Source organism: Streptomyces zinciresistens K42 (assembly GCF_000225525.1).
Classification (GTDB): domain Bacteria; phylum Actinomycetota; class Actinomycetes; order Streptomycetales; family Streptomycetaceae; genus Streptomyces; species Streptomyces zinciresistens.
The window spans coordinates 15,495-41,558 of record NZ_AGBF01000047.1 but is presented as its reverse complement, the minus strand read 5'-3'; the positions used below and the strand labels follow the sequence as shown (position 1 = coordinate 41,558).

The 26,064-nt window shown below is 71.8% G+C and carries 27 protein-coding genes and 5 pseudogenes; 21 read left to right on the top strand and 11 right to left on the bottom strand.

Annotation, left to right across the window (positions count from 1 at the left end; translation table 11 throughout):
* From SZN_RS40050 to SZN_RS16295, 4 genes and pseudogenes are all read left to right on the top strand, one after another.
* Positions 1-170, top strand: a pseudogene (locus SZN_RS40050) (biotin synthase BioB); the annotation flags it as partial.
* Positions 163-1,443, top strand: coding sequence for an adenosylmethionine--8-amino-7-oxononanoate transaminase (locus tag SZN_RS16305; RefSeq protein ID WP_007496289.1), 1,281 nt, complete (start codon positions 163-165; stop codon positions 1,441-1,443). The pseudogene SZN_RS40050 and the gene SZN_RS16305, both read left to right, overlap by 8 nt.
* A gap of 1 nt (position 1,444) precedes the next feature.
* Complete coding sequence (bioD, locus tag SZN_RS16300) at positions 1,445-2,164, top strand: dethiobiotin synthase (protein ID WP_007496288.1); 720 nt, start codon at positions 1,445-1,447, stop codon at positions 2,162-2,164.
* A gap of 336 nt (positions 2,165-2,500) precedes the next feature.
* Positions 2,501-3,187: a class I SAM-dependent methyltransferase gene (locus tag SZN_RS16295; protein ID WP_007496286.1), complete on the top strand. Its 687-nt coding sequence runs from the start codon at positions 2,501-2,503 to the stop codon at positions 3,185-3,187.
* A gap of 27 nt (positions 3,188-3,214) precedes the next feature.
* Here SZN_RS16295 and SZN_RS16290 read toward each other — a convergent pair whose 3' ends face one another.
* Both SZN_RS16290 and SZN_RS16285 read right to left on the bottom strand, forming a co-directional pair.
* Positions 3,215-3,589: a hypothetical protein gene (locus tag SZN_RS16290; RefSeq protein ID WP_007496284.1), complete on the bottom strand. Its 375-nt coding sequence runs from the start codon at positions 3,587-3,589 to the stop codon at positions 3,215-3,217.
* A 4-nt stretch (positions 3,590-3,593) separates the two neighbouring features.
* Positions 3,594-3,833 carry a hypothetical protein gene (locus SZN_RS16285; RefSeq protein WP_043731044.1) on the bottom strand — a complete coding sequence of 80 codons (240 nt, stop codon included), beginning with the start codon at positions 3,831-3,833 and terminating at the stop codon, positions 3,594-3,596.
* 206 nt (positions 3,834-4,039) lie between these two features.
* Between SZN_RS16285 and SZN_RS43610 the strand changes: the two are divergent.
* The 7 genes and pseudogenes from SZN_RS43610 to mug form a co-directional block, all read left to right on the top strand.
* Positions 4,040-4,240: pseudogene (locus tag SZN_RS43610) on the top strand (ABC transporter ATP-binding protein); the annotation flags it as partial.
* 400 nt (positions 4,241-4,640) lie between these two features.
* A complete protein-coding gene (locus SZN_RS16280) occupies positions 4,641-5,066 on the top strand; it encodes a GNAT family N-acetyltransferase (RefSeq protein ID WP_007496280.1) in 426 nt (141 codons plus the stop codon).
* A 176-nt stretch (positions 5,067-5,242) separates the two neighbouring features.
* Positions 5,243-6,598, top strand: coding sequence for a hemolysin family protein (locus SZN_RS16275; protein ID WP_007496279.1), 1,356 nt, complete (start codon positions 5,243-5,245; stop codon positions 6,596-6,598).
* On the top strand, positions 6,595-7,608 hold the full coding sequence (locus SZN_RS16270) for a hemolysin family protein (RefSeq protein WP_007496276.1): 1,014 nt from the start codon (positions 6,595-6,597) through the stop codon (positions 7,606-7,608). The genes SZN_RS16275 and SZN_RS16270 overlap by 4 nt, the downstream gene beginning before the upstream one ends.
* A 71-nt stretch (positions 7,609-7,679) precedes the next feature.
* Entirely contained in the window at positions 7,680-8,522 is an 843-nt protein-coding gene (locus SZN_RS16265; protein ID WP_050815074.1) for an SGNH/GDSL hydrolase family protein, read from the top strand.
* 73 nt (positions 8,523-8,595) lie between these two features.
* On the top strand, positions 8,596-10,038 hold the full coding sequence (gene purB, locus SZN_RS16260; RefSeq protein WP_007496272.1) for an adenylosuccinate lyase: 1,443 nt from the start codon (positions 8,596-8,598) through the stop codon (positions 10,036-10,038).
* Between the two features lie 13 nt (positions 10,039-10,051).
* Positions 10,052-10,631 (top strand): annotated as a pseudogene (mug, locus tag SZN_RS16255) (G/U mismatch-specific DNA glycosylase).
* Positions 10,632-10,667: 36 nt separating this feature from the next.
* Here mug and SZN_RS16250 read toward each other — a convergent pair.
* Complete coding sequence (locus tag SZN_RS16250) at positions 10,668-11,387, bottom strand: 5-formyltetrahydrofolate cyclo-ligase (protein WP_007496270.1); 720 nt, start codon at positions 11,385-11,387, stop codon at positions 10,668-10,670.
* A gap of 13 nt (positions 11,388-11,400) precedes the next feature.
* Positions 11,401-12,558 carry an NsdA family TPR-like regulatory protein gene (locus SZN_RS16245; RefSeq protein ID WP_007496268.1) on the bottom strand — a complete coding sequence of 386 codons (1,158 nt, stop codon included), beginning with the start codon at positions 12,556-12,558 and terminating at the stop codon, positions 11,401-11,403.
* A 219-nt stretch (positions 12,559-12,777) separates the two neighbouring features.
* Between SZN_RS16245 and SZN_RS16240 the strand changes: the two genes are divergently transcribed.
* From SZN_RS16240 to SZN_RS38705, 5 genes and pseudogenes are all read left to right on the top strand, one after another.
* On the top strand, positions 12,778-13,122 hold the full coding sequence (locus tag SZN_RS16240) for a recombinase family protein (protein ID WP_007496266.1): 345 nt from the start codon (positions 12,778-12,780) through the stop codon (positions 13,120-13,122).
* Positions 13,119-13,730, top strand: a complete 612-nt coding sequence (locus tag SZN_RS16235) for an ATP-binding protein (RefSeq protein ID WP_007496264.1) — start codon at positions 13,119-13,121, stop codon at positions 13,728-13,730. The genes SZN_RS16240 and SZN_RS16235 overlap by 4 nt, the downstream gene beginning before the upstream one ends.
* 55 nt (positions 13,731-13,785) lie before the next feature.
* Entirely contained in the window at positions 13,786-13,947 is a 162-nt protein-coding gene (locus tag SZN_RS41420; protein ID WP_007496262.1) for a hypothetical protein, read from the top strand.
* Between the two features lie 196 nt (positions 13,948-14,143).
* A complete protein-coding gene (locus SZN_RS16230) occupies positions 14,144-15,613 on the top strand; it encodes an IS1380 family transposase (RefSeq protein WP_341865582.1) in 1,470 nt (489 codons plus the stop codon).
* A gap of 174 nt (positions 15,614-15,787) precedes the next feature.
* Positions 15,788-16,042 (top strand): annotated as a pseudogene (locus SZN_RS38705) (transposase family protein); the annotation flags it as partial.
* A 37-nt stretch (positions 16,043-16,079) separates the two neighbouring features.
* On the opposite strand, the gene SZN_RS16220 reads toward SZN_RS38705, so the two are convergent.
* Positions 16,080-16,487 carry a transposase family protein gene (locus tag SZN_RS16220; RefSeq protein WP_007496257.1) on the bottom strand — a complete coding sequence of 136 codons (408 nt, stop codon included), beginning with the start codon at positions 16,485-16,487 and terminating at the stop codon, positions 16,080-16,082.
* A 35-nt stretch (positions 16,488-16,522) separates the two neighbouring features.
* On the opposite strand from SZN_RS16220, the gene SZN_RS16215 reads away from it, so the two are divergent.
* Positions 16,523-16,795, top strand: a complete 273-nt coding sequence (locus tag SZN_RS16215) for a hypothetical protein (protein WP_007496256.1) — start codon at positions 16,523-16,525, stop codon at positions 16,793-16,795.
* A 348-nt stretch (positions 16,796-17,143) separates the two neighbouring features.
* Here the strand turns inward: SZN_RS16215 and SZN_RS16210 are convergent, their stop codons facing one another.
* From SZN_RS16210 to SZN_RS16200, 3 genes are read right to left on the bottom strand one after another with little or no spacing between them, the layout of a single operon-like run.
* Positions 17,144-17,557: a hypothetical protein gene (locus SZN_RS16210; protein ID WP_007496254.1), complete on the bottom strand. Its 414-nt coding sequence runs from the start codon at positions 17,555-17,557 to the stop codon at positions 17,144-17,146.
* A 41-nt stretch (positions 17,558-17,598) separates the two neighbouring features.
* The gene (locus SZN_RS16205; RefSeq protein WP_007496253.1) at positions 17,599-18,324 is read right to left on the bottom strand and encodes an ABC transporter permease; all 726 of its coding nucleotides are present in this window, start codon (positions 18,322-18,324) and stop codon (positions 17,599-17,601) included.
* Positions 18,321-19,247, bottom strand: a complete 927-nt coding sequence (locus tag SZN_RS16200; protein WP_007496252.1) for an ATP-binding cassette domain-containing protein — start codon at positions 19,245-19,247, stop codon at positions 18,321-18,323. The genes SZN_RS16205 and SZN_RS16200 overlap by 4 nt, the downstream gene beginning before the upstream one ends.
* 107 nt (positions 19,248-19,354) lie before the next feature.
* Here SZN_RS16200 and SZN_RS16195 point away from each other — a divergent pair, with 107 nt between their 5' ends.
* The gene (locus SZN_RS16195; RefSeq protein ID WP_007496251.1) at positions 19,355-20,527 is read left to right on the top strand and encodes a sensor histidine kinase; all 1,173 of its coding nucleotides are present in this window, start codon (positions 19,355-19,357) and stop codon (positions 20,525-20,527) included.
* Position 20,528: 1 nt separating this feature from the next.
* On the opposite strand, the pseudogene SZN_RS38700 reads toward SZN_RS16195, so the two are convergent.
* Positions 20,529-21,488: pseudogene (locus tag SZN_RS38700) on the bottom strand (IS481 family transposase).
* Positions 21,489-21,620: 132 nt separating this feature from the next.
* Positions 21,621-22,103 carry an SRPBCC family protein gene (locus SZN_RS16190; protein ID WP_007496250.1) on the bottom strand — a complete coding sequence of 161 codons (483 nt, stop codon included), beginning with the start codon at positions 22,101-22,103 and terminating at the stop codon, positions 21,621-21,623.
* A 104-nt stretch (positions 22,104-22,207) separates the two neighbouring features.
* On the opposite strand from SZN_RS16190, the gene SZN_RS16185 reads away from it, so the two are divergent.
* The 3 genes from SZN_RS16185 (at position 22,208) to SZN_RS16175 (ending at position 25,009) form a co-directional block, all read left to right on the top strand.
* Entirely contained in the window at positions 22,208-22,951 is a 744-nt protein-coding gene (locus tag SZN_RS16185; RefSeq protein WP_244313367.1) for a TetR family transcriptional regulator, read from the top strand.
* 83 nt (positions 22,952-23,034) lie between these two features.
* Positions 23,035-23,700: a response regulator gene (locus SZN_RS16180; RefSeq protein WP_007496248.1), complete on the top strand. Its 666-nt coding sequence runs from the start codon at positions 23,035-23,037 to the stop codon at positions 23,698-23,700.
* A gap of 151 nt (positions 23,701-23,851) precedes the next feature.
* On the top strand, positions 23,852-25,009 hold the full coding sequence (locus SZN_RS16175; protein ID WP_007496247.1) for an ROK family protein: 1,158 nt from the start codon (positions 23,852-23,854) through the stop codon (positions 25,007-25,009).
* Between the two features lie 58 nt (positions 25,010-25,067).
* On the opposite strand, the gene SZN_RS16170 is transcribed toward SZN_RS16175, so the two are convergent.
* Positions 25,068-25,829: a GntR family transcriptional regulator gene (locus tag SZN_RS16170; RefSeq protein ID WP_043731036.1), complete on the bottom strand. Its 762-nt coding sequence runs from the start codon at positions 25,827-25,829 to the stop codon at positions 25,068-25,070.
* Positions 25,830-26,064: the final 235 nt, after the last annotated feature.

Here is a 26,064-nt window from a genome sequence, read left to right as displayed (position 1 = left end):
GCGGGGGATGCGGGACGCACGAGGGCACGGGCACGGGGGTGTGCGGGACGCACGAGGGCACGGGGGTGTGCGCGGCGGCGTCGGCCCCGGCCCCCGCCGGTGAGGCGCGCACCGACCTGGTCGCCGTGCGCCGCCGCGGCGCCGGTACGGACCTCGCGCCCAATGCCTGACCCGACCGTCGCCGACCTGCTGGCGCTCGACCGGCGGCACGTGTGGCACCCGTACGGTCCGATGCCCGGCCGGATCGAGCCGCTCGTCGTGGAGTCGGCGAGCGGCGTGCGGCTGCGGCTCGCGGGCGGCGCGGGCGAGCTGGTGGACGGGATGTCGTCGTGGTGGTCGGCCATCCACGGCTACAACCACCCGGTGCTCAACGAGGCGGCGCGCGAGCAGCTGGCGCGGATGAGCCATGTCATGTTCGGCGGACTCACGCACGAGCCCGCCGTACGGCTGGCGAAGCTCCTTGTCGACATGTCACCCGAGGGGCTGGAGCACGTCTTCCTCGCCGACTCCGGTTCGGTGTCGGTCGAGGTCGCGGTCAAGATGTGCCTGCAGTACTGGCGTTCGATGGGCCGGCCCGGCAAGCAGCGGCTGCTGACCTGGCGCGGCGGCTACCACGGGGACACCTGGCAGCCGATGTCCGTGTGCGACCCCGAGGGCGGGATGCACGAGCTGTGGAGCGGTCTGCTCCCGCGGCAGGTGTTCGCCGATCCGCCGCCCGCGCAGTACGAGGAGTCCTACGCGGAGCACCTGCGCGCGCTGGTCGAGCGGCACGCCGGCGAACTGGCCGCGGTCGTCGTCGAACCGGTCGTGCAGGGCGCGGGCGGTATGCGGTTCCACTCCCCCGGCTATCTGCGGGTGCTGCGGGAGGCGTGCGACGCGCACGGCGTGCTGCTGGTCCTCGACGAGATCGCCACCGGGTTCGGCCGCACGGGCGCGCTGTTCGCGGCGGAGCACGCGGGCGTCACCCCGGACGTCATGTGCGTGGGCAAGGCGCTGACCGGCGGCTATCTGACGATGGCCGCGACGCTGTGCACGTCCCGGGTGGCCGACGGCATCTCGCGGGGGGAGGTGCCGGTGCTCGCGCACGGGCCGACCTTCATGGGCAATCCGCTGGCGGCCGCCGTCGCCCGCGCCTCGATAGAACTGCTGCTCGCCCAGGACTGGCGGGCCGAGGTCGGCCGGATCGAGACGGGGCTGCGGACGGGGCTCGCGCCCGCGGCGGACCTCCCGGGGGTCAAGGACGTGCGGGTCCTGGGCGCGATCGGGGTGGTCCAGCTGGACCACGAGGTGGACATGCGGGCGGCGACGGCGGCCGCGGTGCGCGAGGGCGTGTGGCTGCGGCCGTTCCGCGACCTCGTCTACACGATGCCGCCGTACGTCACGGGCGACGCGGACGTCGCACGGATCGCCCGCGCGGTGTGCGCGGCGGCGCGGGAGGGCTGACATGGCGGTACTGGTCGTCACGGGCACGGGGACCGAGGTCGGCAAGACGGTCACGACCGCCGCCGTCGCGGCGGCGGCGGTGGGCGCCGGGCGCTCGGTCGCGGTGCTGAAGGCCGCGCAGACCGGTGTAGGGCCGGACGAGCCCGGGGACGCGCAGGAGGTCGCGCGGCTCGCGGGCGGGGTCACCGTCGACGAACTCGCCCGCTACCCGGAGCCGTTGGCGCCGGCCACGGCGGCACTGCGAGCGGGACGCGCCCCGGTCCGCCCGCGCGAGATCGCCGAGGCCGCCGCGAAGCTGGCCGCCGGGCACGACCTGGTGCTGGTGGAGGGGGCGGGCGGGCTGCTGGTCCGCTTCGACGCGGCGGGCGGCACGCTGGCGGACGCCGCCGAGCTGCTGGCGGCGCCGGTCCTGGTGGTGGCGTCGGCGGGTCTGGGCACCCTGAACACCACGGAACTGACGGCACGTGAACTGCGCGGCCGGAACCTCGACCTGCTGGGCCTGGTGATCGGCAGCTGGCCGGGCACACCGGACCTGGCCTCGCGCTGCAACGTGGCGGACCTGCCGGAGGTGGCGGGGGCGCCGCTGCTGGGCGCGGTGCCCGCGGGCGCGGGCGCGCTGGCACCGGCCGACTTCCGCACGGCGGCGCCGGGCTGGCTGGCCCCGCGGCTGTTCGGCACCTGGGACGCGGACGGGTTCCGGGAACGCGCGGCGCGGCACTGAGCCCGGGGACGTACGGGCGGGTGGAGGCGCGTCCCTCGCGGCCGACCCGGCAGAAGGACCTGGCGCGGCCGGCTCCGCCGACGGACCCCGCACGGGCCGGCGCCCTTCGGCGGGCGGGCTTCCGGCCGGCCACCGGGCCCGCGTTCCAGGGGCCGGTGGCCGGAACGGGCGGCTCAGGGGAACCCACCGTCCGTCCACCGCCCGGCACCCCGCGAGCCGCCGCCCCGCCCGGGGTCGCACCTCCGGGCGGCGCACCCGCCCCCGCCACGGCGGGGGTGCGGCGGGGCCGGTACGGGGGAGAATCGGAGGGAGACCCGACCTGCCCGGGAGGTTCCCATGGCCCTGCGGTCCGCCGGCTCCGGCAAGGCGTCGCCGGACGCCGTGCACCATCCCCTGTTCGCCCGCTGCTACGCCCGGATGAGCGTGAGCGCGGAGACCCGGATGGGCATGGGCGACCTGCGCGCACGACTGCTGGCCGGGCTGTCCGGCCGGGTGATCGAGATCGGCGCGGGCAACGGCCTGAACTTCGCGCACTACCCGCGTACCGTCTCCGAGGTCGTCGCCGTCGAACCGGAGCGCCTGCTGCGGAAGTTGGCGGTCGACTCGGCGCTGCGCGCGGCGGTTCCGGTGGACGTCGCGCCGGGCACGGCGGAGGCACTGCCCGTCAAGAGCGAGCGCTTCGACGCGGTCGTGCTCTCCCTCGTCCTGTGCAGTGTGCGGGACGTACCGCGGGCCCTCGGCGAGGTGCGCCGGGTGCTGCGGCCCGGCGGCGTCGTACGGTACTTCGAGCACGGCCGGGGCGGCGGGCGCGCGATGCTGCTGACCCAGCGCGCACTCGACCGTACGGTGTGGCCGCTGATCAGCGGCGGCTGCCATGTCTCGCGCGACCCGGTCGGGGCACTGCGGGCGGCCGGCTTCGAACTCGGCCCCCACCGGCGGGTGATGATGCCCGAGAACGGGCCCGTGCTGCCGTCGTCGTACTGCTCGCTGGGTACGGCGTGGCGGCCCGCCGCGGGCGGCTGACCGCTCGTCACCGCCGCCGCCCGCTCCTCACAGCGTCCACTGGCGCAGTTCGCCGGCGATGTCCTGCACGGACGCGTCGCCCGACTTCACCAGCCGTGCCAGGTCGCGCACCCGCTCCGGCGAGGTGACCACCTTCAGGCCGCCGGCGACGAGGCAGGCGTAGGCGACGGCGGAGGCGAACAGGGCGTTGGAGCGCTCCAGCGCGGGGACGTGGATCAGCAGTTGGAGCAGGGCGGCGGCCCGGGTGTGCGGGGTGTCGTACACGGGGACGTCGAATATCTCGGCCTCATGCCGTGCGACCGCGGCGACGAGGGCTCCCCAGTCGGTGACCCGGGGGTCCCCCGGCGTCCGCTTCTCGGCGAGCATGAGCAGCCAGGCGAGGTCGATGTTCAGCCGGCTCAACGGATCAGTGGCGACCTTCGCTCGTGTCCTCGCGGTCGCCGCCGAACTCCTCGGCGAACACCGCCTCGTACTGCTTCATGAAGTCGGCCGCGGCCTCGACGAAGGTGTGGCCGACCTCGCCGGTGTCCTGTCTGACCAGTTCCTCGATGTAGCGGTTGACGCTCATCCCCCGGGCTCCGGCGCGTTCGCGGGCGGCGCGGGCCGTGCCCTCGTCCACTCGCACGTTCAACTGGGTCTTCGCCATACCCCGACGCTAGCGCGACAGTGCTAGCACCGGCAAGGGGTGCGCACGGCGACTCGGCACGTGCCCCTCGCCGCCCTTCTCGGGGCCCGGCCTGGGACGGAGAACCGTCCGGGACCTCCGGGGGGTAAGCGGTGTGCGGTGCGTCACACCACGCTCGGCCGTTTCGAGCGATCCGACGTCCGCGAGGAGGCGGCCTTGTCGACAGCATCTGCCCGCTCCACCCCGGCCCCGGGGCCGCCGACCCCATCGCGGTCCCCGCCCGGGGACTGACCAAGGCGTACCGCGCGGGCGAGACGGCCGTCCTGGCACTCGACGCGGTGGACATGGAGAGCGCGCGGGGCCGCTTCACGGCCGTCATGGGACCGTCGGACTCCGGCAAGTCCCCCCTCGTGCACTGCGCGGCGGGCAGGACCGTCGCCTTGGCGGCCCACGACCCGGGCGCCGCCGCCCACTCCGACCTGGTGCTCTTCCTGATCGACGGGCGGATCGCCGACACCGTGGAGCGGCCGGCCGCCGATGCCGTCCTGAGGGATGGAACGGTTCGACAGGAGCCGCGCGCCGTCCGCCGACGACGCCTGGTCCGCGCCGCGGGAGACGCCCGCGGAGGGTTCGCCCACCGGGGACTGATCCGGTACTCAGGGCGACGCCCGCGCGGCCTCCGATCCCCGCGGCCCGCCCGGAACCCCTCCCCCGGGCCGCCGCGCGGTCGCCCCGGCCCGGCGACCGCGGCACGGCCGCCGACCGCCCCGTACCGTCCGCATCGCGGAATTCCGCATCCACCGCGGCGCCCCGTGGTGGGATCGCGCCATGGACGAGCTGCGCGTACGCCCCGCGACCACCGACGATCTGGACGCCGTACTGGCCTTCTGGAAGGTGTCCGCCGAGGGCACCAGCATCACGGACGACCGCGACGGCGTGGAGCGCCTGGTCGCGCGCGACCCCGGAGCGCTGCTGCTGGCGGAGCTGGACGGGGAGGCGGTCGGCACGGTGATCGCGGGCTTCGACGGCTGGCGCTGCCATCTGTACCGGCTGGCCGTGCACCCGGGGTGGCGGCGCCGGGGCGTCGGCTCGGCGCTGCTGGCCGCCGCGGAGGCCCGGTTCGCGGCGCTCGGCGGGCGCCGGGGCGACGCGATGGTGCTGGAACGCAACACGGACGCGCATCATGCCTGGCGCGCGGCGGGGTACACGCCTGAGGACCACTGGCGGCGGTGGGTGAAATACCTCACCGACTGACCGCTTTGCCGATCCTTTACGATTGACCGACCACTTCGGTACTCCCGTGACTTCGAAACCCCGCGACTTCGGTCCTCCAGTGAAAGGTGTGAGCGTCCGCCCATGGGCGAGCCTCCCAGTCCAAGACATCGCGCGAACCTCCCCGCCCTGCCCGACCATGGGACGGAGGTGACCCGATGACCGAAGTGCTCCTCCTGCTGCTCGCGATCCTGCTGTCGTTCACCTGCGGTGTCTTCGTCGCCGCGGAGTTCTCGCTCACCACCGTCGAACGCGGCGAGCTGGAGCGGGCGGTGGAGCGCGGCGAGCGCGGCGCCTCCGGTGCCATGAAGGCCGTACGCAATCTGACGTTCCAGCTCTCCGGCGCGCAGCTGGGCATCACCGTGACCAACCTGGTCGTCGGCATGCTCGCCGAGCCCTCGATCGCCAAGATGCTGGCGGGCCCGCTGCGGTCGCTCGGCATCTCCGGCTCCGCGGCGAGCACGGTCGGGCTGGTGATCGGTACGGCCATGTCGACCGTCTTCCTGATGGTCGTCGGCGAGCTGGTGCCCAAGAACTGGGCGATCTCCGCGCCCCTGGCCGTGGCCAAGCGGGTGGGCAACGCGCAGCGCTGGTTCAGCGCCGTCTTCCGGCCGCTCATCGGCCATCTGAACAGCGCGGCGAACCGCATCGTGCGACGCCTCGGCTTCGAGCCGACCGAGGAACTGGCCGCCGCGCGCGGGCCGCAGGAGCTGGCCGCCCTGGCCCGGCACTCCGCCCGGGAGGGCGCGCTGGAGGCGGACACCGCCGAGCTGTTCGTGCGCACCCTGAACCTGGCCGACCTGACCGCGGAGAACGTCATGACGCCGCGGGTCCAGGTCGTCGCCCTGGAGGCCCAGGCGACCTGCGAGGACGTGGCGAACGCGACCCGGGCCACCGGCCTCTCCCGGTTCCCCGTGTACCGCGGCAGCCTGGACTCGGTGGTGGGCACCGCCCACATCAAGGACGTCCTGGCGGTGCCCGCCGAGCGCCGGCCCCGGGTCTCGGTGGCCGAGCTGATGCGCGAGCCGCTGCTGGTGCCCGAGACGCTCACCGTCGACCGCCTGCTGGACCGGCTGTCCGGCAAGCGCACCATGGCCGTCGTCATCGACGAGTACGGCGGCACGGCCGGCGTGGCCACGCTGGAGGACATCGTCGAGGAGGTCGTCGGCGAGGTCCGCGACGAGCACGACCCGCACGAGACGCCCGACATCGCGCCCGCGGGCAGCGACGACGAGGGCCGCACACTGTTCTCGGCCGACGGCTCCGCCCGGACGGACCAGCTCGCCCGGGTGGGCCTGCGGGCGCCGGAGGGGCCGTACGAGACCCTGGCCGGCCTCGTCGCGGCCGAGCTGGGGCGCATCCCGGAGGTCGGCGACCGGGTCGAGGTGGCCGGCTGGCGGCTCGACGTGGTGGACGCCACGGGCCGCCGGGCCGCGCGGGTGCTGCTGCACGCGCGCACGGACGACACCGCCGAGGACGGGACCCTGGACCACGAGAAGGAGGACGGACGATGACCGCCGTCCAGCTGTTCATCGCCTTTCTGACGCTCGTCGTCAACGCCTTCTTCGTCGGCGCCGAGTTCGCGCTGATCTCGGTGCGCCGCTCGCAGATCGAACCCCACGCCGAAGCCGGCGACCGGCGCGCCAAGAGCGTGCTGTGGGGCCTTCAGCACGTGTCCGCGCTGATGGCGGCCGCGCAGCTCGGCATCACGCTGTGCACCCTGGTGCTGGGCGTCGTCGCGGAACCGGCCATCGAGCACCTGCTGGAGCCGCTGTTCCACGCGGCGGGCGTGCCGAGCGGCGCCGGGAGCGTGATCTCGTTCGCGCTGGCGCTGTCCCTCGCGACGTATCTGCACATGCTGCTGGGTGAGATGGTGCCGAAGAACATCGCGCTGGCCGAGCCGGTGCGCACCGCCCTGGTCCTCGGCCCCCCGCTGGTGACCCTGTCCCGCGCGCTGCGGCCGGTGATCTTCACGATCAACGCCTTCGCGAACACGCTCCTGAAACTGCTGCGGGTCGAGACCAAGGACGAGGTCACGGCGACCTTCTCGGACGCCGAGCTGGCCCGGCTGGTGCACGACTCCGGCGAGGCCGGGCTGATCGACGACCGGGCCCGGGAGCGCCTCAACGACGCCCTGGAACTGGGGCGCCGGCCCGTGCGGGACGTGGTCCTGCCGCTGGAGGGCGTCGTCTACACGCGCGTGGGCGTGACGCCGGAGGAGCTGGAGCGGCTGTCCGCCGAGTCCGGTTTCTCGCGCTTCCCGGTCGTCGACGAGGGCCGGCACATCGTGGGCTATCTGCATGTGAAGGACGCGCTGGACGCCTCTCCGAGGGACGTGCCGTTCCCGGTGACGGAGATCCGGCCCGTCGCCCGGGTGCGGGAGGCCACGCCGCTGGACGACGTCCTGACGGCGATGCGCGGCAGCCGCACCCATCTGGCGGCCGTCCAGGGCGCCGACGGGCGGCTGGCCGGGCTCGTGACCATGGAGGACGTCCTGCGGGTGCTGTTCGGCCAGCGGGCCTGAGCGGCCGCGCACCGGTGCCCCGGGCCCGACCGACCGGCGGGTATGGAGCCCGGGTTACCATGTGCGACGCCATGCAGACGAACCCCACCTACAGCAGCCTGGTCGCGGTCGGCGACTCGTTCACCGAGGGCATGTCGGACCTGCTGCCCGACGGCTCCTACCGGGGCTGGGCGGACCTCCTCGCCGGCCGGATGGCGGCCCGTACCCCCGGTTTCCGGTACGCCAACCTCGCCGTGCGCGGGAAGCTGATCGGGCAGATCGTCGACGAGCAGGTCGACGCCGCGGCCGCGATGGGCGCCGACGTCATCACGCTCGTCGGCGGGCTGAACGACACCCTGCGGCCCGCGTGCGACATGGGGCGGGTGCGCGGCCTGATGGAGGAGGCCGTGGAGAGGCTGGCGCCGGCGTGCCGGCGGCTGGTGCTGATGCGCAGTCCGGGCCGGCAGGGGCCCGTCCTGCACCGGTTCAGGCCGCGCATGGAGGAGCTGTTCGCCTGCGTCGGCGAGCTGGCCGAGCGGCACGGCGCCGTGGTCGTCGACCTGTACGGGGCGCCCTCGCTCGCCGATCCGCGCATGTGGGACGTGGACCGGCTGCATCTGACGGCCGAGGGGCACCGCAGGGTCGCCGAAGCGGTGTGGCAGGCCCTCGGGCACCCCGCCGAGGACACCGAGTGGCGCACCCCGATGCCCGCCACGCTGCCGCCCGGGTGGGTGAACCGCCGGGTGGCCGACGCCCGCTTCGCCCACCGGCACCTGCTGCCGTGGATGGCGCGGCGGCTGACGGGACGCTCCTCGGGGGACGGGCTGGCGCCCAAACGGCCCGCCCTGCTCCCGTACGAGCCGCACGTGCCGCTGCGCCCGGACGGCCCGGCGCACCTAGCCGGCGGCGGGGACGGCGCGGGCCGCGACAGGTGACGTGCGTCTCGTAGGTTCCGCCGAACCGGACCGGGGCGCCGGCCTGCACGAATCGCCAGTAGAATCTGGACACGTGACTTCTGCGCCCGCCAAGCCCCGCATCCCGAACGTCCTCGCCGGACGCTACGCCTCGACCGAGCTCGCCACGCTCTGGTCGCCCGAGCAGAAGGTGAGGCTGGAGCGGCAGCTCTGGCTCGCCGTGCTGCGGGCCCAGAAGGACCTCGGGATCGAGGTGCCCGACGCGGCGATCGCCGACTACGAGCGGGTCCTCGACACCGTCGACCTCGCCTCGATCGCCGAGCGCGAGAAGGTCACCCGGCACGATGTGAAGGCGCGGATCGAGGAGTTCAACGACCTCGCCGGGCACGAGCACGTGCACAAGGGCATGACCTCCCGCGACCTCACCGAGAACGTGGAGCAGCTCCAGATCCGGCTCTCCCTGGAGCTGATGCGGGACCGTACGGTCGCCGTACTGGCCCGCCTCGCCAGGCTGGCCGGCGAGTACGGCGAGCTGGTCATGGCCGGCCGCTCCCACAACGTCGCCGCGCAGGCCACGACCCTGGGCAAGCGGTTCGCGACCGGCGCGGACGAACTCCTCGTGGCGTACGGGCGCGTCGAGGAGCTGCTGGGCCGCTATCCGCTGCGCGGCATCAAGGGCCCGGTCGGCACCGCGCAGGACATGCTGGACCTGCTCGGCGGGGACGCGGCGAAGCTGGCGGACCTGGAGGACCGGATCGCGGCCCACCTCGGCTTCGCGCAGGCGTTCACCTCGGTCGGCCAGGTCTACCCGCGCTCGCTCGACTACGAGGTCGTCACCGCGCTGGTGCAGCTCGCCGCGGCGCCGTCCTCGCTGGCCAGGACGATCCGGCTGATGGCCGGGCACGAGCTGGTGACCGAGGGCTTCAAGCCGGGCCAGGTCGGCTCCTCGGCGATGCCGCACAAGATGAACACCCGCTCCTGCGAGCGCGTGAACGGCCTCATGGTAGTCCTGCGCGGCTACGCCTCGATGACCGGTGAGCTGGCGGGCGACCAGTGGAACGAGGGCGACGTGTCCTGCTCGGTGGTGCGCCGGGTCGCGCTGCCCGACGCGTTCTTCGCCCTGGACGGCCTGCTGGAGACGTTCCTGACGGTGCTCGACGAGTTCGGCGCCTTCCCTGCGGTCGTGGCCCGTGAGCTGGACCGCTACCTGCCGTTCCTCGCCACCACCAAGGTGCTGATGGGCGCGGTGCGCGCGGGTGTCGGCCGCGAGGTCGCGCACGAGGCCATCAAGGAGAACGCCGTGGCGTCGGCGCTGGCGATGCGCGAGCGGGGCGCCGAGCGCAACGAACTGCTGGACAAGCTGGCCGCCGACCCGCGCATCCCGCTCGACCGCGCCCGGCTGGACGAGCTGATGGCCGACAAGCTGTCGTTCACGGGCGCCGCCGCCGACCAGGTCGCGCTCGTGGTGGGCCGGATCGAGGAGCTTGTGAAGCAGCGCCCGCAGGCCGCGGGGTACGCGCCCGGCGCGATCCTCTGATCCTCCGCCGGCCATGGCACGCTTCACCGCCGCGCACCCGGAGGCCGCCCGCGACCGTCTCGTGCCGGACGCCGTCGCGGACGGTCCGCGGGTGCTGTTCTGCGGCGTCAACCCGGGCCTGACGTCGGCGGCGACCGGCCATCACTTCGCCCGTCCGGGCAACCGCTTCTGGCTGGTGGTGACCGGCCGGGGTTCACCCCCCGGCTGTTGAAGCCCGTCGGAGCAGGGGGAGTTGCCCGGTCTCCGGCTCGGCATCACCCACATGGTGGCGCGGGCCACCCGCGCGGGCGGACGAGCTCAGCGCCGAGGAGTACCGCGAGGGAGGACGGCTGCTGGCGGCCAAGGTGGCACGGCTGCGGCCGCGTTGACTGGCCGTCGTGGGGGTGACCACCTACCGGGCGGCCTTCGAGGACCGCAGGGCGGTGGTGGGCCCGCAGGAGCGGACGTTCGGGGAGACGCGGGTGTGGGTACTGCCCAACCCGAGCGGGCTCAATGCGCTGTGGACTATACCCAAACTGACGGATGCGTTTCGTGCGTTTCGGCTGGTCACGGGGCTACCCGACGCGTCGTGTGCGGGTGGCCCCGAGGACTAGTCTAGCCGTCTAGTGACCCCCCAGGGACGGCTACGGCTATCCCCGCCCGGCCCGTGCTGCCAGTACCGGAATAGCCGCGATCTTCTCGGGTGTCAGGTCATCCCACACCAAACCGCGTGGCCGTCGTCGGTTGGTGCACGGGATCACCTCGTCGGGCGTGACGATGTAGTCCACGGAGAAGTCATGCTCGGTCTCGGGGATGTCTTCCTCGACGACTTGCAGGGCATGAACCGGCGCGACGATCACCGTGCTTTCGGTCACCAGGCCGGCTTCGATAAGAAGCGCCACTTCAAGGTCGGAGTATCCGGCACCCTTCCCGATGCGTGCTCCCGAACGGTTCACGGCGACACTGCCGCACACCACCACGTCGATAGGTTCCATCGACTCTGGCGCAAGCCGGCGGGCTACCTGAGCCGCGCCCTTCTTCTCGGCGGCCTCCTCCGGCGGAAGCCCGAGGTTCTTAGGGTCGAGCAAGTAGAAGGGTTCGAGCGACGCCATGCGCGGCACGGCCATGTAGAGAAGCTTGCCGTCCTTGAGGGTGCGGACACGTACCGGCAACTGCGCCCAATCAGGGTTCGCCTTCACGGTGGTGGCCTGCTGCCAAAAGTCCTGGCGGGCCAACTGTTCCGCGGTGCCTTCAGCACCGTAGAACCCAGGAATCTTGCCGTACGAGTCGGCGGGTGCACCGCCACCGTCGATGAGGCGACGCCATACCTTCTCGCGCAGTTCCTGCTTGGCCTGGTCGATGTCCGTCAACGTCCCACCCGTTCTACATCAGGGCGAGCAGCCGATCGTTGATCTCCTGCGCCCAAGGTTCCGTCCGCCACTGCCGCAGCTCACGCCCAGCAGAGAACGCCAGGTTAAGACCGCCGCCGCCACGCGTCAGCTCCACGGCGTCAATCGTGCGGTGCATGGTCGCGGCGGCCTCGTCGAGCTTCCGCTGTCGGATGAGCGCAAGGGTCAGGTTCCCCAGCGCGATGGCTTGAGACTTCTTCTTGCTGGCCAGCGCTCGTGAAGTCGTACGGAGGATGGGTTCGGCACGTTCAGGAAGATCGAGAAACAGGTAACACGAGCCAGCCAGCCGGTTGTACTCGTTCACCGTGTAGAAGGGTGCGGTCAGATCATCGGGGTGCACGCGGTCGAACTGAGCGTCGGCCTTCTTCAGCGCCGCTTCGCACTCGGTGAGCGCGCCGGTCATGGCGTGCCCCTCGGCGACATGAAGCAGGCTCAATCCCGTGAGTGACGGACTGACGGCTTGAGCGGCGTCGGCTGCCTGCTCGGCGAGCGTCACACCGCGCACGGGGTTTTTCTCGCCGTAGAGCGCAACGAAGCTCATCCGCAGCGTGGCGTACGACTCCGTCGAAGGATCGCGGGCATGACGAGCAGCGTCGACGGCTTCTTTGAAGTACCCGACCGGAGCGTGGTGGTCGCGGCGCTGTGAAACATCCCAAACCAGTTGCCCCATGAGCGTGCTTGAGTCGGCCTCGACTTCGTACAGTGCCCGGCGCACGCGCGGGCTGGCGACGTTCTCGCGGAGGAAGCGCACCTGGCCGTGAAGTTGACCAGCGCGACCAAGCAGCGCGGTCGACGCCTCTTGGTCGTACGACTCATCCAGCTTGCGAAGCTGCTCGTGGAGGTAGGCGACCACCATGAGGTCGGCTGACGCTGGATTCTCAAGGGCATACGTCATCCGCTCGCTGGGACGCGGGTCGGTGATCGTGACGTCGTCAAGCAGGGCTTGAAGTTCGTCAGCCGACACCTTGAGCGCACGCGCCAGTTTTGGCCGCAACCATGCTTGCGGTTCCGTCTCGGCTGACTCCCAGCGACCTACCGTCGAACGCTCGACCCCGAGGAACTCGGCAAGGCTCTCTTGGGTGTGGCCAGCCGCTTTGCGCCGCCGGACGAGTCCCATCCGCTTCGCTGCCATCGCCCATCCCTCCGTGCGGGGGCGAACCTTCACCATAACCGTGCAGGTGACATCCGTGCAGGCCAGCACGGTGAATCCCGCATGAATGCGGCAAGAGTGCCGCACGTTTGCTGTGGTGTCTTTGCAGGTCAACCCGCTTCTCTGACAGGCAGGTTGGCGAGCAGATGGAACTTCCCGTGCCACTGCTCGCCAACCGCTCCAGTCCCCCAGGAGGAACGGATGCGACCGCTCATGTACGGGTACATGCGACTCGCCGCCAGTGATGATCCAGATGAAAACGCGGCAATCGAAGTGGAGTTGGGCCGCTACGCCCGCCGCGAGGGCTACGAGTTGAAGCGGCTGTTCATCGAACAGCTCGGCGTCAGCGATGAATCGGTCTTCCTCGCACTCGTCGATGCCCTCAAGAACGCCGACGTCAAGCACGTCATCGTGCCGTCGCTGTGGCACTTCGCCCGGCTGCCGGGTCTGCAAGCCGCGATGAAAGACCACATTGAAGGCGAATTGGGCGCACGGTTGTGGATTGTCCAAGGTGCTGTCGTCCAGCGGAGGGGCGTCACGTCATGAACGCCGACGACGTGAACCCCATCCCCCTGCTGGTGGCGACGGCCCGTTTGGTCGCAAAGCCAACCGCCGTTGCCGTGGCCCGGATGTACACGCGGTACACGCTGACCCGCTGGGAACTGGGCGAGCAGATCGACACGGCGACACTCGTCGTGAGCGAACTTGTCACCAACGCCGTGCTGGCAACGGAAGCCAGGCCGCAGCCGAGGAACGCCGTCACCAAGACCACCGGCGTTGTCGGAGTGCAGCTCCGTGCCATCGAGGCCAGCCTGTTCATCGAGATTTTCGATGCCACCGACGAGAGCCCGGTACGCAGAAGCCCTGCCCCCGAAGCAGAAGGCGGACGCGGCTTGCTGCTCGTCGACGTCCTGGCGAAGCGGTGGGACATTCACCGTTCGCGCGTCGGCGGGAAAATTGTCTGGGCTGAACTGCCGCTGGGGCTACCGCTCATGCCGTCGCCCTTCGACACGATGCCGGTTCCCCTCCAACTGCCTGCGGGGAGCCGTGCCGAGCGTGGGTCGGAAGACGAACAAGCACGCATGGCGCTGTTCGACAGGTTGTTGGACACAACCGCCTCTGTGATGTGCGCGCGGGTGAACGATGGCACCTGACCCTCGTGGCCGGCGTGCGGTAGAACCCGACGACCAACCAGAGGACGGCCGCTCGATGAAACCGCAACAGGTCTGGGACTTGTTCCAGTGGTATCGCGGTGCTTGCTTCCGCTGCGAAACCGTTGGGGTTCCGGTGGCTATCGTCGGCGACATTGCAGCGCAGGACACCACGCTGCCGCTGTACGCCTGTCATCTCTGTATCTTCCGGATGCAGTAGTCTCACTGGTTCCGAACGACCAGCCGGGCATGGCTCCTTGAGCGGTTGCAGCTCCCACCAAGGGAAGGCAAGCGAGCCGGGAGGACGGCGGCACTCAGATGGTTGGGCTACCGAAAATTAACCCTGGGTATTCAGCGGAATTGGGTGATCTGACGCCCCGATAGCAGAAAGGTGCCGTTGACCTGCAAGGATGTGAGTGTCTAGGTCATATCCGCTGCGGGAGCAAGGCACCTTTCTGGTGGTCGAGAGTACAGGGTGGGACCGTCGGCTGTCCGTGGTGGCTGACGGGAAGAGACTGATCGGGCATGCCGGGGCGGTGCTGCTGCGCCGATGCGCGGACCGCACGGGGCTGACGGACGCGTTGGCCGGGGTACTGCCGTCCAGCACCGCAGCCGGCTGGCGGGACCGCGCCGGGGTGCTGGTGCACCTCGCGATCGCGATCGTGCTCGGGGCGGCGAACCTATCGGAGGCCGAGCAACTCCAACTGCATCACCGGCCGTTGTTCGGGCCTGCCGCCTCGGACTCCACCACGCGGCGCACGCTGGCCATGCTCGACGTGGCCACCCTGGCGAAGATCGCAAAGGCGCGGGCGAAGGTGCCCCGGCAGGTGTGGAGTCTGCTGCATCTGCGGCCGGGCGGCTTCCCGTGGCTGACGGTGGCGGGCAAGCGGCTGACCGGCTGGATCGTCATCGACCTCGACGCCACCGTCATCACCGCCGCATCGAAGAAGGCCGGGGCAGCGGTCACCTTCAAAAAGACGTTCGGGTTTCATCCGCTGGCCGCGTGGTGTGCCAACACCACCGAGTCCCTGGCCATGCTCCTGCGGCCGGGGAACTCCGGAGCGAACACGGTGACCGACCACATCGCCGTTCTCACCGAGGCCCTCGCGCAGATCCCCGGATCGTCGGCCGCGAAGATCCTCGTCCGGGTGGACGGGGCCGGGGCCACCCACGGACTGCTGGAACACCTCGAAGCGTTGAACACCACGCGGCGCACGGTCCGCTACACCGTCGGCCGGAAGATCACCGAAGACGACGAGAAGGCCATCGCCCGCCTGCCCGAGGCCGCCTGGGAGACCTCCCTGCACCAGGACGGCAGCCTCCAAGAAGGCTACTTCGTCGCCGAGTTGACCGGCCTGAACACCCGTGAGGGCCGGCCCGAGGGCATGCGGCTGATCGTGCGCCGGGTGCGTCCGACCCGGCGGCACCTGAAGAAGCTGACCGCGTTCGAGAAGAAGACCGGCTGGCGCTACTGCATCACCGCGACCAACATCCGTCACATGTGGGGCATCGCCGGCTCGGGCCACGCCCAGCTCCTGGACGTGCTGCACCGCTCCCACGCCGGCGTGGAAGACCGAGTGCGCACCAACAAGGCCATGGGACTGGACAACCTGCCCTCCGCCTCCTGGGAGGTCAACCGCGGCTGGACGCTCGCCGCGAACCTCGCCGCCGATCTCGACACATGGCTGCGGCTCCTGGCTCTGCACGACATCGAAGACCTGGCCGACGCCGAGCCGGACACCATGCGTTTCCGCCTCTACCACCTGCCCGCCCGACTCGCCGACCACGCCCGCCGCCGCTGGCTGCGCATCGAGCGGACCTGGCCCTGGGCAACCTCGTTCACCACCTGCTGGCAGCGGCTGACCGCACTCCCGGCCATCACCTGACGACCGGCCGCCAGACCCGACGAAGACCAGGAAGGAGCAGGACCAGCACACTCCGGGAGCCGTGGAACCCCGGCGCAGCCGCAGCGACACGCGAAGGCCCCACCCGCGATCACGCGGAACAAACAGGGCGAACCACCGACCTGGTCATGCACTCACGACCTCTGAAGAATCGAGGTCAACTGCTGGGCGGACAAGGGCTACCAGGGCGCGGGCGGCACGGTCCGCCTCCCTTACCGCGGCCGATGGGACAGCCTTTCCGCCGGCCAGCAGGCCGTCAACCGGGCCCACGCGAAGGTACGAGCACTGGTCGAACAGGCCATCGCCACCATCAAGTCCTGGCGGCTCCTCCGCAAGCTCCGCTGCTCGACCACCCGAATCACAAGCCTCGTCCAAGCCGTCCTCACCCTCCACCTGGCCAGCTCAGACTGAGGATGGAAAAGGCTCAGTGACTTGCCGTCGACGGCGATCACCTGTCGCTTCCCGAGACTGTTCCCGCGGTGTTCCGGGCGGTGAGGTAGGCGCCGACCGCTTGGTCCAAGGCGTCACCGTCGACGGCCGCGAGCACGCGGCCGATCGTGGTCCGCGAGGGGGCACGGCGCCACCTGAGCGGATGCCGGCGGACTCCGACGGCCGTCAGCACGGTGTCCGAGGCCCGTGCCGCCCACTCGGCGATCTCATCCACACTCCTCATTCCGGAGACGGCCGCGCAGGCACAGACGAGGAGGATCGCGGTCAGCGAGTACCAGCGGCCCCGCCTCGCCCGCGGGTCGGGCACCCGCTCCAGAAAGGGCCGCAGGTCAGCGACTTGACTGGCATCCAGCGGATCCAGCTTCACCAGCACCGGCGGGATGAGAGAAGATGCAGCGGCAGGCACGGGCCACCTCATGATCGTTGAGCTTCGACACCCCAATGATCACGAAGCCCGTGCCTGCTCTGCTATGCACCCCAACCGGTCACGGCCCGACCAACCGCCCGACCCCGGAACTCGCCCAAGCCCTGGAACTAAGGGAGGCCACGGCGAGCAACGCGCGTTCGACCGTCACGTTCCAAACGGCGGTAAGTGACGCCAAGGACCTTGCCCGCCAGTTCGGCCGCAGCGTCACGGAAGACGACTTCATGAACCTCGACCGGTTCGAGGTCATCATGCGGTTGGCCACGACGGGCGGCGTGAGTTCCCGATGACCGGTGTCACGCTGCCGCCCGTTGATCCGACCGGCTTTGCCGACGAGGGCCGTCGGCTTTCCCATCAGGCTTACGGGCGGCCGGTCGGCGAGGTGGAGGCGGAGATCCAGCGCCGCCGCGGCGGACAGCCGGCCCCGGAGCCTTCTACGAAGCGGCGCCGGTTCGGTGGGCCCCGATGACCAACTGGGGCGTAGCTGCGGCTGAGTTGTACGCTCACCTGTTCACTCACCAGACCAGAAGGAGACAAATGGGTAGTTATTGGAATATTCAGAGGGCTCAACGCGCACTGGACCGTGGCGGCCATGGCGCAGGAGTACGGGCGGCTGCGGGCCGCCGAAGACTGAGCCCTCAGGGCGGGTCGATGTCCGTGACCATCAGCAGCAGTGCGGGCACGGCCTCGGGGTCCCGGTCGGCGACGGCCAGGCTGACCCAGCGGCCGGTGCCCGCCGCCTCCCAGGTGCGCAGGTCGTCCGCGCGGGAGGCGAACAGGGCCCAGGGCTCGGGCAGTTCCTCTCCGCGCGCCGCGCGCTCCAGGAGGGTCGCGCTCCCCCAGCGCGAGCCCTCGCCCCAGCGCTCCTCGAACCGCTGGACGAGAGCGGCCTCGTAGGCGTACAGATCCTCGGGGCCGTGCCGGGAGCCCGCGCTCAACTCGACCATGAACCAGCCGGGCCCGCCCGCCCCGGCGTCCGGCCCGCCGCGCTGAGCGGGAAACGCCCGCGCGCACAGCCGCTCGGTCAGGGCGAGATCCTCCGCGATGTCCATGTGATCCAGTATTGCCGCCCCCACTGACAATTGGCGCCCCGTCAGGCATCCCGCCGCCGCACGCACCAGGCGCCGGCCAGGAGGGCGCCCGCGGTCCACAGCGCGGTGACCGCGAGCCCCGGCCAGGGGCCGAGGACTCCGTCGTAGGCCGAGCGCAGGACGGCCTGGCCCGCCCTGTCCGGCAGCAGGTCGGCCACCGTCCCGGCGGAGTCGCCGACGACGAACGACACCACGAGGACGAACGGGACCAGGATCGAGAGCGCGGCCACACCGCTGCGCAGCACGGCGGTCAGACCCGTCGCGAACAGCGCCATCAGGGTGAGGTAGATCCCGCAGCCCGCGACGGCGCGCGCCGCTTCGGCCGCGGTGATGGCGCGCGCGGCGGCCCCGAGTCCGGCGCGTCCGGCGGCGAACGCGGCTCCCGCGGTGACCAGCCCGACGAGCAGGACGTGTCCGGCGACGGCCGCCGCCTTGGCGGCGAACCACAGCCCGCGCCGAGGCATCGAGAGCAGGGTCACCCGCAGCGCGCCGCCCCGGTATTCGCCGGACACGGCCAGCGCGCCGAAGGTGATGGCCGCGATCTGCCCCGGCAGGACGCCGGACAGCGCCGAGAACAGCGGGTCCGCCTGCGGGCCGGTCCCCTGGTCGGCGCCGGCCACCGCGGAGAAGGCCGTGGTCGCGGCGAACAGCGCCAGAAGGGTGCCCGGAAGGGACCTGAGGGTGCGGATCTTGAGGCATTCCGCGTGGAACGCGGGGCCGAAGGTCATGTGCGGGCCTCCTGCGGCGGGGCGGTGAACTCGGTCTCGCCGGCGGTCAGATCGAGGTAGGCCCGCTCCAGCGTGGCTTCCTCGGCGGCGAGTTCCAGCAGGGGGATTCCCGCCCGTGAGGCGAGCACGCCGATGGTCTCCACGCGTGCGTGGCGGACGGTCCAGTGCCCGTCCTCGTGGCGCACGCCCTCGTGGCCGTTCGCCGCGAGCGCGGCCCGCAGCGCCCCGTCGTCGGTGGTGCGCACACGCACGCGGGGCTCCACGCGCGCGTGGATGAACTCCCGCAGGGGGGTGTCCGCCAGCAGTCTGCCCCGGCCGAGGACGAGGAGGTGATCGGCGAACGACGCGGTCTCGTTCATGAGATGGCTGGAGACCAGCACGGTCCTCCCCTCGTCCGCGAGGCGCCTCAGCAGTCCGCGGATCCAGATGATGCCTTCGGCGTCGAGGCCGTTGGACGGCTCGTCGAGCAGGACCGCGCCGGGATCTCCCAGGAGCGCGGCGGCGATGCCGAGCCGCTGGCGCATGCCCAGGGAGTACGTCCCGACCCGGCGCCCCGCCACGGTCGCGAGTCCGGTCTCCTCCAGCACCTCGTCGACGCGGCGGCGCGCGATCCGGTTGCTCGCCGCGAGGACGCGCAGGTGGTCACGGCCCGTCCGGGACCCGTGCGGGGCCTGGGTGTCGAGCAGCGCGCCCACCCGGCGCAGGGGTTCGCCGAGGGCGGCGTAGGGGCGTCCGCCGACGGTCGCGGTGCCGCGGGTCGGCCGGTCGAGCCCGAGCACGAGCCTCAGGGTGGTGGACTTTCCGGCGCCGTTGGGGCCGAGGAAGCCGGTGACACGGCCGGGGCGGACGGTGAAGGTGACGTCGTCCACGGCTCGCCGGCCGCCGTACTCCTTGGTGAGGGACTGGACTTCGATGCGGGTCATGGGATCAGCGTGGCCGTCCCGGCGGGCCGCGGCCTCCCCCGCGCGCGGGGGCCGTCTCCCCCGCGCGGGGGAGGGCCGCTGTCGGTGGGGCCTGCGACGATGAGCGCGTGCCCCGCTTGCTGCGCCCCTTCACCCGGGCGGTGACGTACACCCGGCTGCTGCATCTGTGCGTGGCCGTGGTGTGGCCGGCGATGCTGATCTTCGTCAAGGAGGCGTGGTGGATCTGGCCGGTGGCGGCGGTGGTACTCCTCCCGGCGGCGCTGGTGCCCGCCGTGCGCACGGTGGAGGGGCTTCAGGCGCGGCTGCTGCTGATGGGCCGCAGTCACGACGACCGGGCCGCGGGGATCGTCGTGGCGCCGTCTGCGACCTGGGGCGACCGGGGACGGCTCGCGGTGTGGCTGCAGGCGCGGCTGCTGCTGGGCTCTCTGACGGCGGCGGCGGTCAGCCGACTGGTCTTCGCGCTCTGGGACATGGCGTGGTCGGTGTTCGGCGCGCGGCGCCCGGACGGCCCCCCGCCCCTCCCCGAGGGCGCCCTCTGGTGGCACGTCCCGCTCGTGGCGCTGCTCCTGCTCGTGCTGCTCGCGGTGACCGTCCTGGCCGCGGGCCGTCTGATCACCGCCCTCGCCCTGCGGCTGCTGGGGCCCTCCCCGGCGGAGCGCATCGCGGCGCTGGAGGAGCGCACCGAGCGGCTGCTGGAGCGGACCCGGATCGCCCGCGAGCTACACGACTCGATCGGCCATGCCCTCACCGTGGCCGTCGTCCAGGCGGGCGCGGCCCGCGCGGCCGGCGATCCCGCCTTCACCGAGCGGGCGCTGGGCGCCATCGAGGAGACGGGCCGGGCCGCTCTGGAGGATCTGGAGCGCGTCCTCGCCGTGCTCCGCGAGTCCGAGCGGCCGCCCGGCACCCGGCCGGCCCTCACCGACGCCGGACGTCTGCTGGCGTCCGCGCGGGCCTCCGGTACGGAGGTCGACCTGGACATGAGCGGGCCCCTGGAGAGCGTTCCGGGCCCGGTCTCCCGGGAGGGCTACCGGATTCTCCAGGAGGCGCTGACCAACGTGCTGCGGCACGCGGGACCCGTACCGGCGCGGGTCCGGGTCGCCGTCGAGGACGGCACGCTCACGCTGGACGTCCGCAACGCCCTCGCCGCCGGCCCGCCCGGATCCGGGGGCGGCAGCGGTCTGCGCGGCATACGCGAGCGTGCCGCCCTGCTGGGCGGACGGGCGCGGACCGGGCCCGCCGCGGGTGAATGGCGGGTGCACGTCGAGCTGCCGGTGAGGTGATCTAGGTGTACCGACCCGAGGGGCTGGGGACGCGGCCGGCGGGTGGCAGCCCCTTCAGGGCGGTGTGTCTCCGGTGGTGGTTGCGGTCGTGCGGCCACGCGGGGAACGTGTCGCGGCGTTCCCGTTCGCCGACGTGGGGCCTGGCGTGGGCCCGTTCGCCAAAGAGGGTGGGGTTGAAGCGTTCGTTCGACCTTCCCGTCGGTCTGTGAGCGGTAGAGGCGGGTGCGTCTGCGGGTGATCCCCGCGTCGGCCGACGTGATTGCCCAGGTGCGTGAGCGGTGGCAGGAGCCGTTGTCGGTCAGGACCCGCTGGGACGGTGATGCCGGTCCGGCTGAAGAAGTCCTGTGCCCGGGTCCGGAATGCGGATGCGGTCTCCTTCTTCTGATCGGCGAGGATTTCGCCGTGGGCCGAGCGGGAGTGATCGTCTACGGCGTTGTGGAGGTAGCTGCAGCCCCGGGCGATGCGGTTCTTTCGGCCGGCCCGACGCCCAAGCACCTGGTGGCCACCGCAGTCGGGGATGTTGCCGGGCTTCTCGATGTCGACATGGATCAGGTCGCCCGGTGCGGCGTGCTCGTACCGTCGGACGACGCGTCCGGTGGCGCGGTCCAGGTACGACGGACGGGCGATGCCGCACCGGCTGGGTACGGGGTGCACGGTGGACGGATTGAGACCGAGCAGGTAGGCAATCCGAGCTGGGCCCCAGCGGCGGAGAACGCGAACCGTGATGATGCGCCGCTCCTCCCGGGTCGGTGTGCGGCGCGTGCCGGAGTGAGGGCGGCTGGAGCGGTCCGCCATCCCCTCGGGGCCACTCTCCCGGTATCGGTCCGCCCACCGTTTCGCTGTGCCGGGTGAGACGTGGAAGCGTTCCGCGGCGCGGCGGAGCGGCCATTCGTCGTCGACCGCACACTGGGCCCGACTCAGGCGGCCGGTCTCCGGTCAAGGGTGCGTTGTGGTGGACCATGCGGGTCCTTCTGGTGCTGAGGATGCCGATGGCCGGGGCACGGCCGGTGTCCCGGGGCGCCGGCCGTCGAGCGGGCGCTGACGAACGGTGAGACGCGGAAGTGGCCGATGTCCAGCGGATTGTCGCGCCTGCTCAGGTCCGCTCGGGGCCCAGGGGGCTTTCCGGGCGCAGGTTGCCCTGGTCGTCGAGGCCGTTCAGCACCGCAGGCAGGCCCTTGGTGAGCATCTTGGTGCGGACGGCGCCGAGGATCTTGGCCATGAGGTAGCCTCCGGCCCCGGTGAAGCCGGTGTGGTCGTAGGTGAAGGAAGTTCCGTCGCCGTGCGGCGCGATTCGGTAGGCGACCTCGGTCACCTCGCCGCCGCTTTCGTCCTGCCACGAGTAGCGCAGCAGCGAAGGCTCGCGTACCTCCAGCACCTCGCACACCACGACGCCGCTCCAGCCCGGCTTGGGCTTCGCGATGAACTTGAACTTGGTGCCGACCGTGGTGGCGAAGCCCTCCGGCCGAGCGCCGGCGCCGGTGGCCGTCCACAACGGAACCAGCGCCGGATCGGTGACCGCGCGCCAGACCTTCTCCGGTGGATGCGGGTAGTCGCGGACGATGCGGACAGCGCTCATCGAGGGCTCCCTTCGCATGCAGGCGTCGAAGCCGGCACATATTTTTAGAGACTGTAAATTTACAGTAGCAGAAAATATCCGGGGCGCCGGACTATGCTTCAGTGATGACCATGCGCACTGTGGATTGGACGGCCCTGCGCCCGCCCGGCGAGGTACCCGCCGTCGAGGGGCTACGGGAGCGCAAGAAGCGGCTTCTTCGACGGCAGCTGTCCGACACGGCCACCGAGATGTTCATGGAGCGGGGCTTCGACGCGGTACGGGTCGCCGAGATCGCAGAAGCCTGCGGGGTCTCGGAGAAGACGGTGTTCAACTACTTCCCGACCAAGGAATCCCTCGTCCTCGACCTGGGTGAGGTCACAATTACCTCACTGAGGGCCATCCTGGCCGATCCAGACCTGTCGCCGGTCGACGCGGCATTGAAGATCCTCTCCAGCGAGCTGGCCAATCTCACGACATGGCTGAGCGCTCAGAACGACCCGGCCGAGGCCAAGGCCACGCTTCTGCGCTTCGGCATGCTGATGGGATCCACTCCGTCTCTGCGGGCCTATCAGCGTGACACCGCCGACAAGCAAGTCGCCGTAGCCGCCGAAATCTTGGCCCGGCGAACCGGGATGAGCTCGGACGACCCCGAATCGCAGATCGCCGCGACCGCCCTCCTCGCCCTGTGGTCCATCCAGTTCCGGGCGCTGCGCAAGCACCTGAACCGCACCCAGACCTTCGACGAACTGCGCGACGCGGTGAGTGCCGACGTCCAACGCGCGGCCCGACTCATCGACATCGGACTCAACTCGCTGGAGACCCGGCCAGAGCAGTCAGGGATTCGGACGTCCGGCCCCGGGGCGCCGTAAGCCACAGCGCCGCGACCGTGGCTTCCCCTGGTCGACCCTGCCCCGTCACCGACCTCTGCGGACAGAACATCTAGGCTGGCCGGGTGCCGGTCACCGTTCTCCTCGTCGACGACGAACCCCTCGTACGCGCGGGGCTGCGGGCCGTTCTGGACGCGCAGGCCGACATCGAGGTCGTCGGGGAGGCGGCCGACGGGGCGGCGGTGATCCCGCTGGTGCGGCGCCTGCGGCCGGACGTGGTCGCCATGGATGTCCGGATGCCGCTGATGGACGGGATCGAGGCCACGCGCGCGGTGCTGCGCACCGTCGACGAACCGCCCAAGATCGTCGTCGTCACGACCTTCGAGAACGACGAGTACGTGTACGAGGCGCTGCGCGCGGGCGCCGACGGCTTTCTGCTGAAGCGCGCGCGGCCGGCCGAGATCGTGCACGCGGTGCGCCTGGTGGCGGCGGGCGAGTCGCTGCTGTTCCCGGCGTCGGTGCGACGGCTCGCCGCGCGGTACGGCGACGGCGGCCGCGGGAACGTGCGGGCGCGTGACGTGCTGGAGCGGGCACGGCTGACCGGCCGGGAGGCGGAGGTGCTGCGGCTGATGACGCGGGGGCTGTCGAACGCCGAGATCGCGGCGCGGCTCGTGGTCGGCACGGAGACCGTCAAGACCCATGTGGGTGCCGTGCTCGCCAAATTGGGGGCACGGGACCGCACCCAGGCGGTGATCACGGCGTACGAGTCGGGCTTCGTGACGCCCGACTGACCCGGCCGGCGTGCGCGCCGCGGGACGGCGCGCACGGCCCGGAGAGCCGGCGGGCGGACCGGCTCACCGGTCGTCGCCGCCCGCGACTCGCCGGGGCCCTCCCCGGCGAGTAGCATCCGCCGCACACGCGCACGAGCTGGAAGGACGGACGTTGGGGCAGCTGACCGGCGGGGATCCCTCGCTGCTGCGACGGATCAACTCCGCGGTGGTGCTGCACGCGCTGCGTGCCACGGACGCCGCCACACTCACCGAGGTCACCCGGGTGACCGGGCTGTCCCGGCCCACCGTCGAGGGCGTCGTCGAGGGGCTCATCGAGGCGGGTTACGTCGTCGAGAAGGCCGCCGACGACAGCGTCGCGCGCCGGCAGGGGCGGCCTGCGCGGCGGTTCCGGTTCCGGGCCGAGGCGGGGTATCTGCTGGGGCTGGACATCGGCGCGCACCGGGTGGCGGCGCTGCTCGCCGACCTGGACGGCCGGGTGATGGGCGCCATCGCCAAGGACGTGGAGGAGACGGCCGGCGCCGACGAGCGCCTGGAGAAGGTGCGGACGGGCGTGGCGGAGCTGCTGCGCAGGGCCGGTGTGCCGCGCGGGTCGCTGCGTGCCGTGGGGGTGGCGACGCCCGGCATCGTGGACGCCGAGGGCACCGTGCGGCTCGGTGCCGCGCTGCCCGAGTGGACGGGGCTGCCCCTGGGCGAGCGGCTGGGCCGGTCGTTCAAGTGCCCGGTGCTCGTGGAGAACGACGCCAACGCGGCGGCCGTGGCGGAGCACTGGAAGGGTTCGGCCACGGAGTCCGACAACGTGGTGTTCGTACTGGCGGGGCTGAGTCCGGGTGCGGGCTCGCTGATCGGCGGGAAACTGCACCGGGGTTTCGGCGGTGCGGCCGGGGAGATCGGCGCGCTGCATCTGCTGGGCCGCGAGGAGACGCCGGAGACCCTGCTGTCCACCACGGACGAGCCGCTGCGCCCGCTCGACGAGCACGCGGTCGCCAAGGTCTTCGCGCAGGCCCGCGACGGCGACCAGGAGGCGCGGGACGCCGTGGACCGCTTCATGCAGCGCCTGGTGCACGACGTGGCCGCGCTGGTCCTCGCCCTGGACCCCGAGCTGGTCGTGGTCGGCGGCTGGGCGGCCGGTCTGGACGGCGTCCTTGAACCGCTGCGGCGGGAACTGGCCCGGTACTGCCTGCGGCCGCCGCGGGTCGCGCAGTCGCTGCTCGGTGAGGCCGCGGTGGCGACCGGTGCCGTGCGGCTCGCGCTCGACCACGTCGAGGAGCAGCTGTTCGCCGTGGAGGGCACGGTCACCGGCCGGCGCTGAACGTCGCCGGAACGGCCCGTGCCCCGGAGCCGCGCTCCGGGGCACGGGCGTCAGACGGTCAGGACGCCCGGCGTTCGGGGTCCTGGTGGACCACCACGCCGCCGGTGTCGCCGAAGGTCAGCCGGCAGGTGTCCGCGCGGTAGGTGGCGACGGAGAGGGCGGCGGCGCGCCCCTCGGCGATGTAGCGGGTCGTCACGACGAGGACCGGCGCCCCCGGCAGCCGGTCCAGTTCCTTCGCTTCGCCGGCGCGGGCCGAGCCCAGTTCGACCGCGCTCTCCTGACCCTCCAGCTCCAGGTGCTGCAGCTCGCGCAGCACGGCCCGCGCGCGGGCGGGTCCGGACGGGGCGTCGATGGCGGTGAGGCCGGGCACCGACTCCCGCGGCACGTAGAGCAGTTCGGCGGCGACGGGCTGGCCGTGGGTGACGCGGGAGCGCCGCACGGTGTGCACGGCGTCGTCGCGGCCGCTCTCCAGGGCCTGGGCGACGGTCGCGGGCGGGACGGCCAGGGTGCAGTCGGCGGGCTGCCAGACGTCGTCGGCCGAGCCCGGCCAGGCGTGCTGCTCGGTGCCGACGGCCACGCCCACGCGCGGGGGCGCGACGGTCGTGCCGACGCCGCGGCGGCGCTGCAGCCTGCCTTCGAGTTCGAGCTGCTCCAGCGCCTGGCGGAGCGTGGCACGGGCGACGCCGAAGCGGGCCGCGAGGTCGCGTTCGTTGGGCAGGATCTCGCCCACCGAGAACTCCGATTCCAATGCCTCAGTGAGCACGGTCCTCAGATGCCAGTATTTCGGTTCCGGCACCGATTCCAGTTGCGTGGTCCCCACCCTGTCCTCCGCAATCGCCCTGGCCCGGCGGCGTTTTAGCGCCCTTGTTTATTAAAGGTTGTTGCACTTATCAGCGACCATAGGACGGCCCACACCCTTGGTCAAGACCAATCGGCGCGAACGTTCCGGGGGGCCGCACCGGGCCCGGCCGGGCCGTCGCCCCGGGGGTCTACCCGTCGGTAGCAATTGCTGACAAGCTGTCCACGGCCGTCCTTCAGCGTGTTCAGACGAGGAG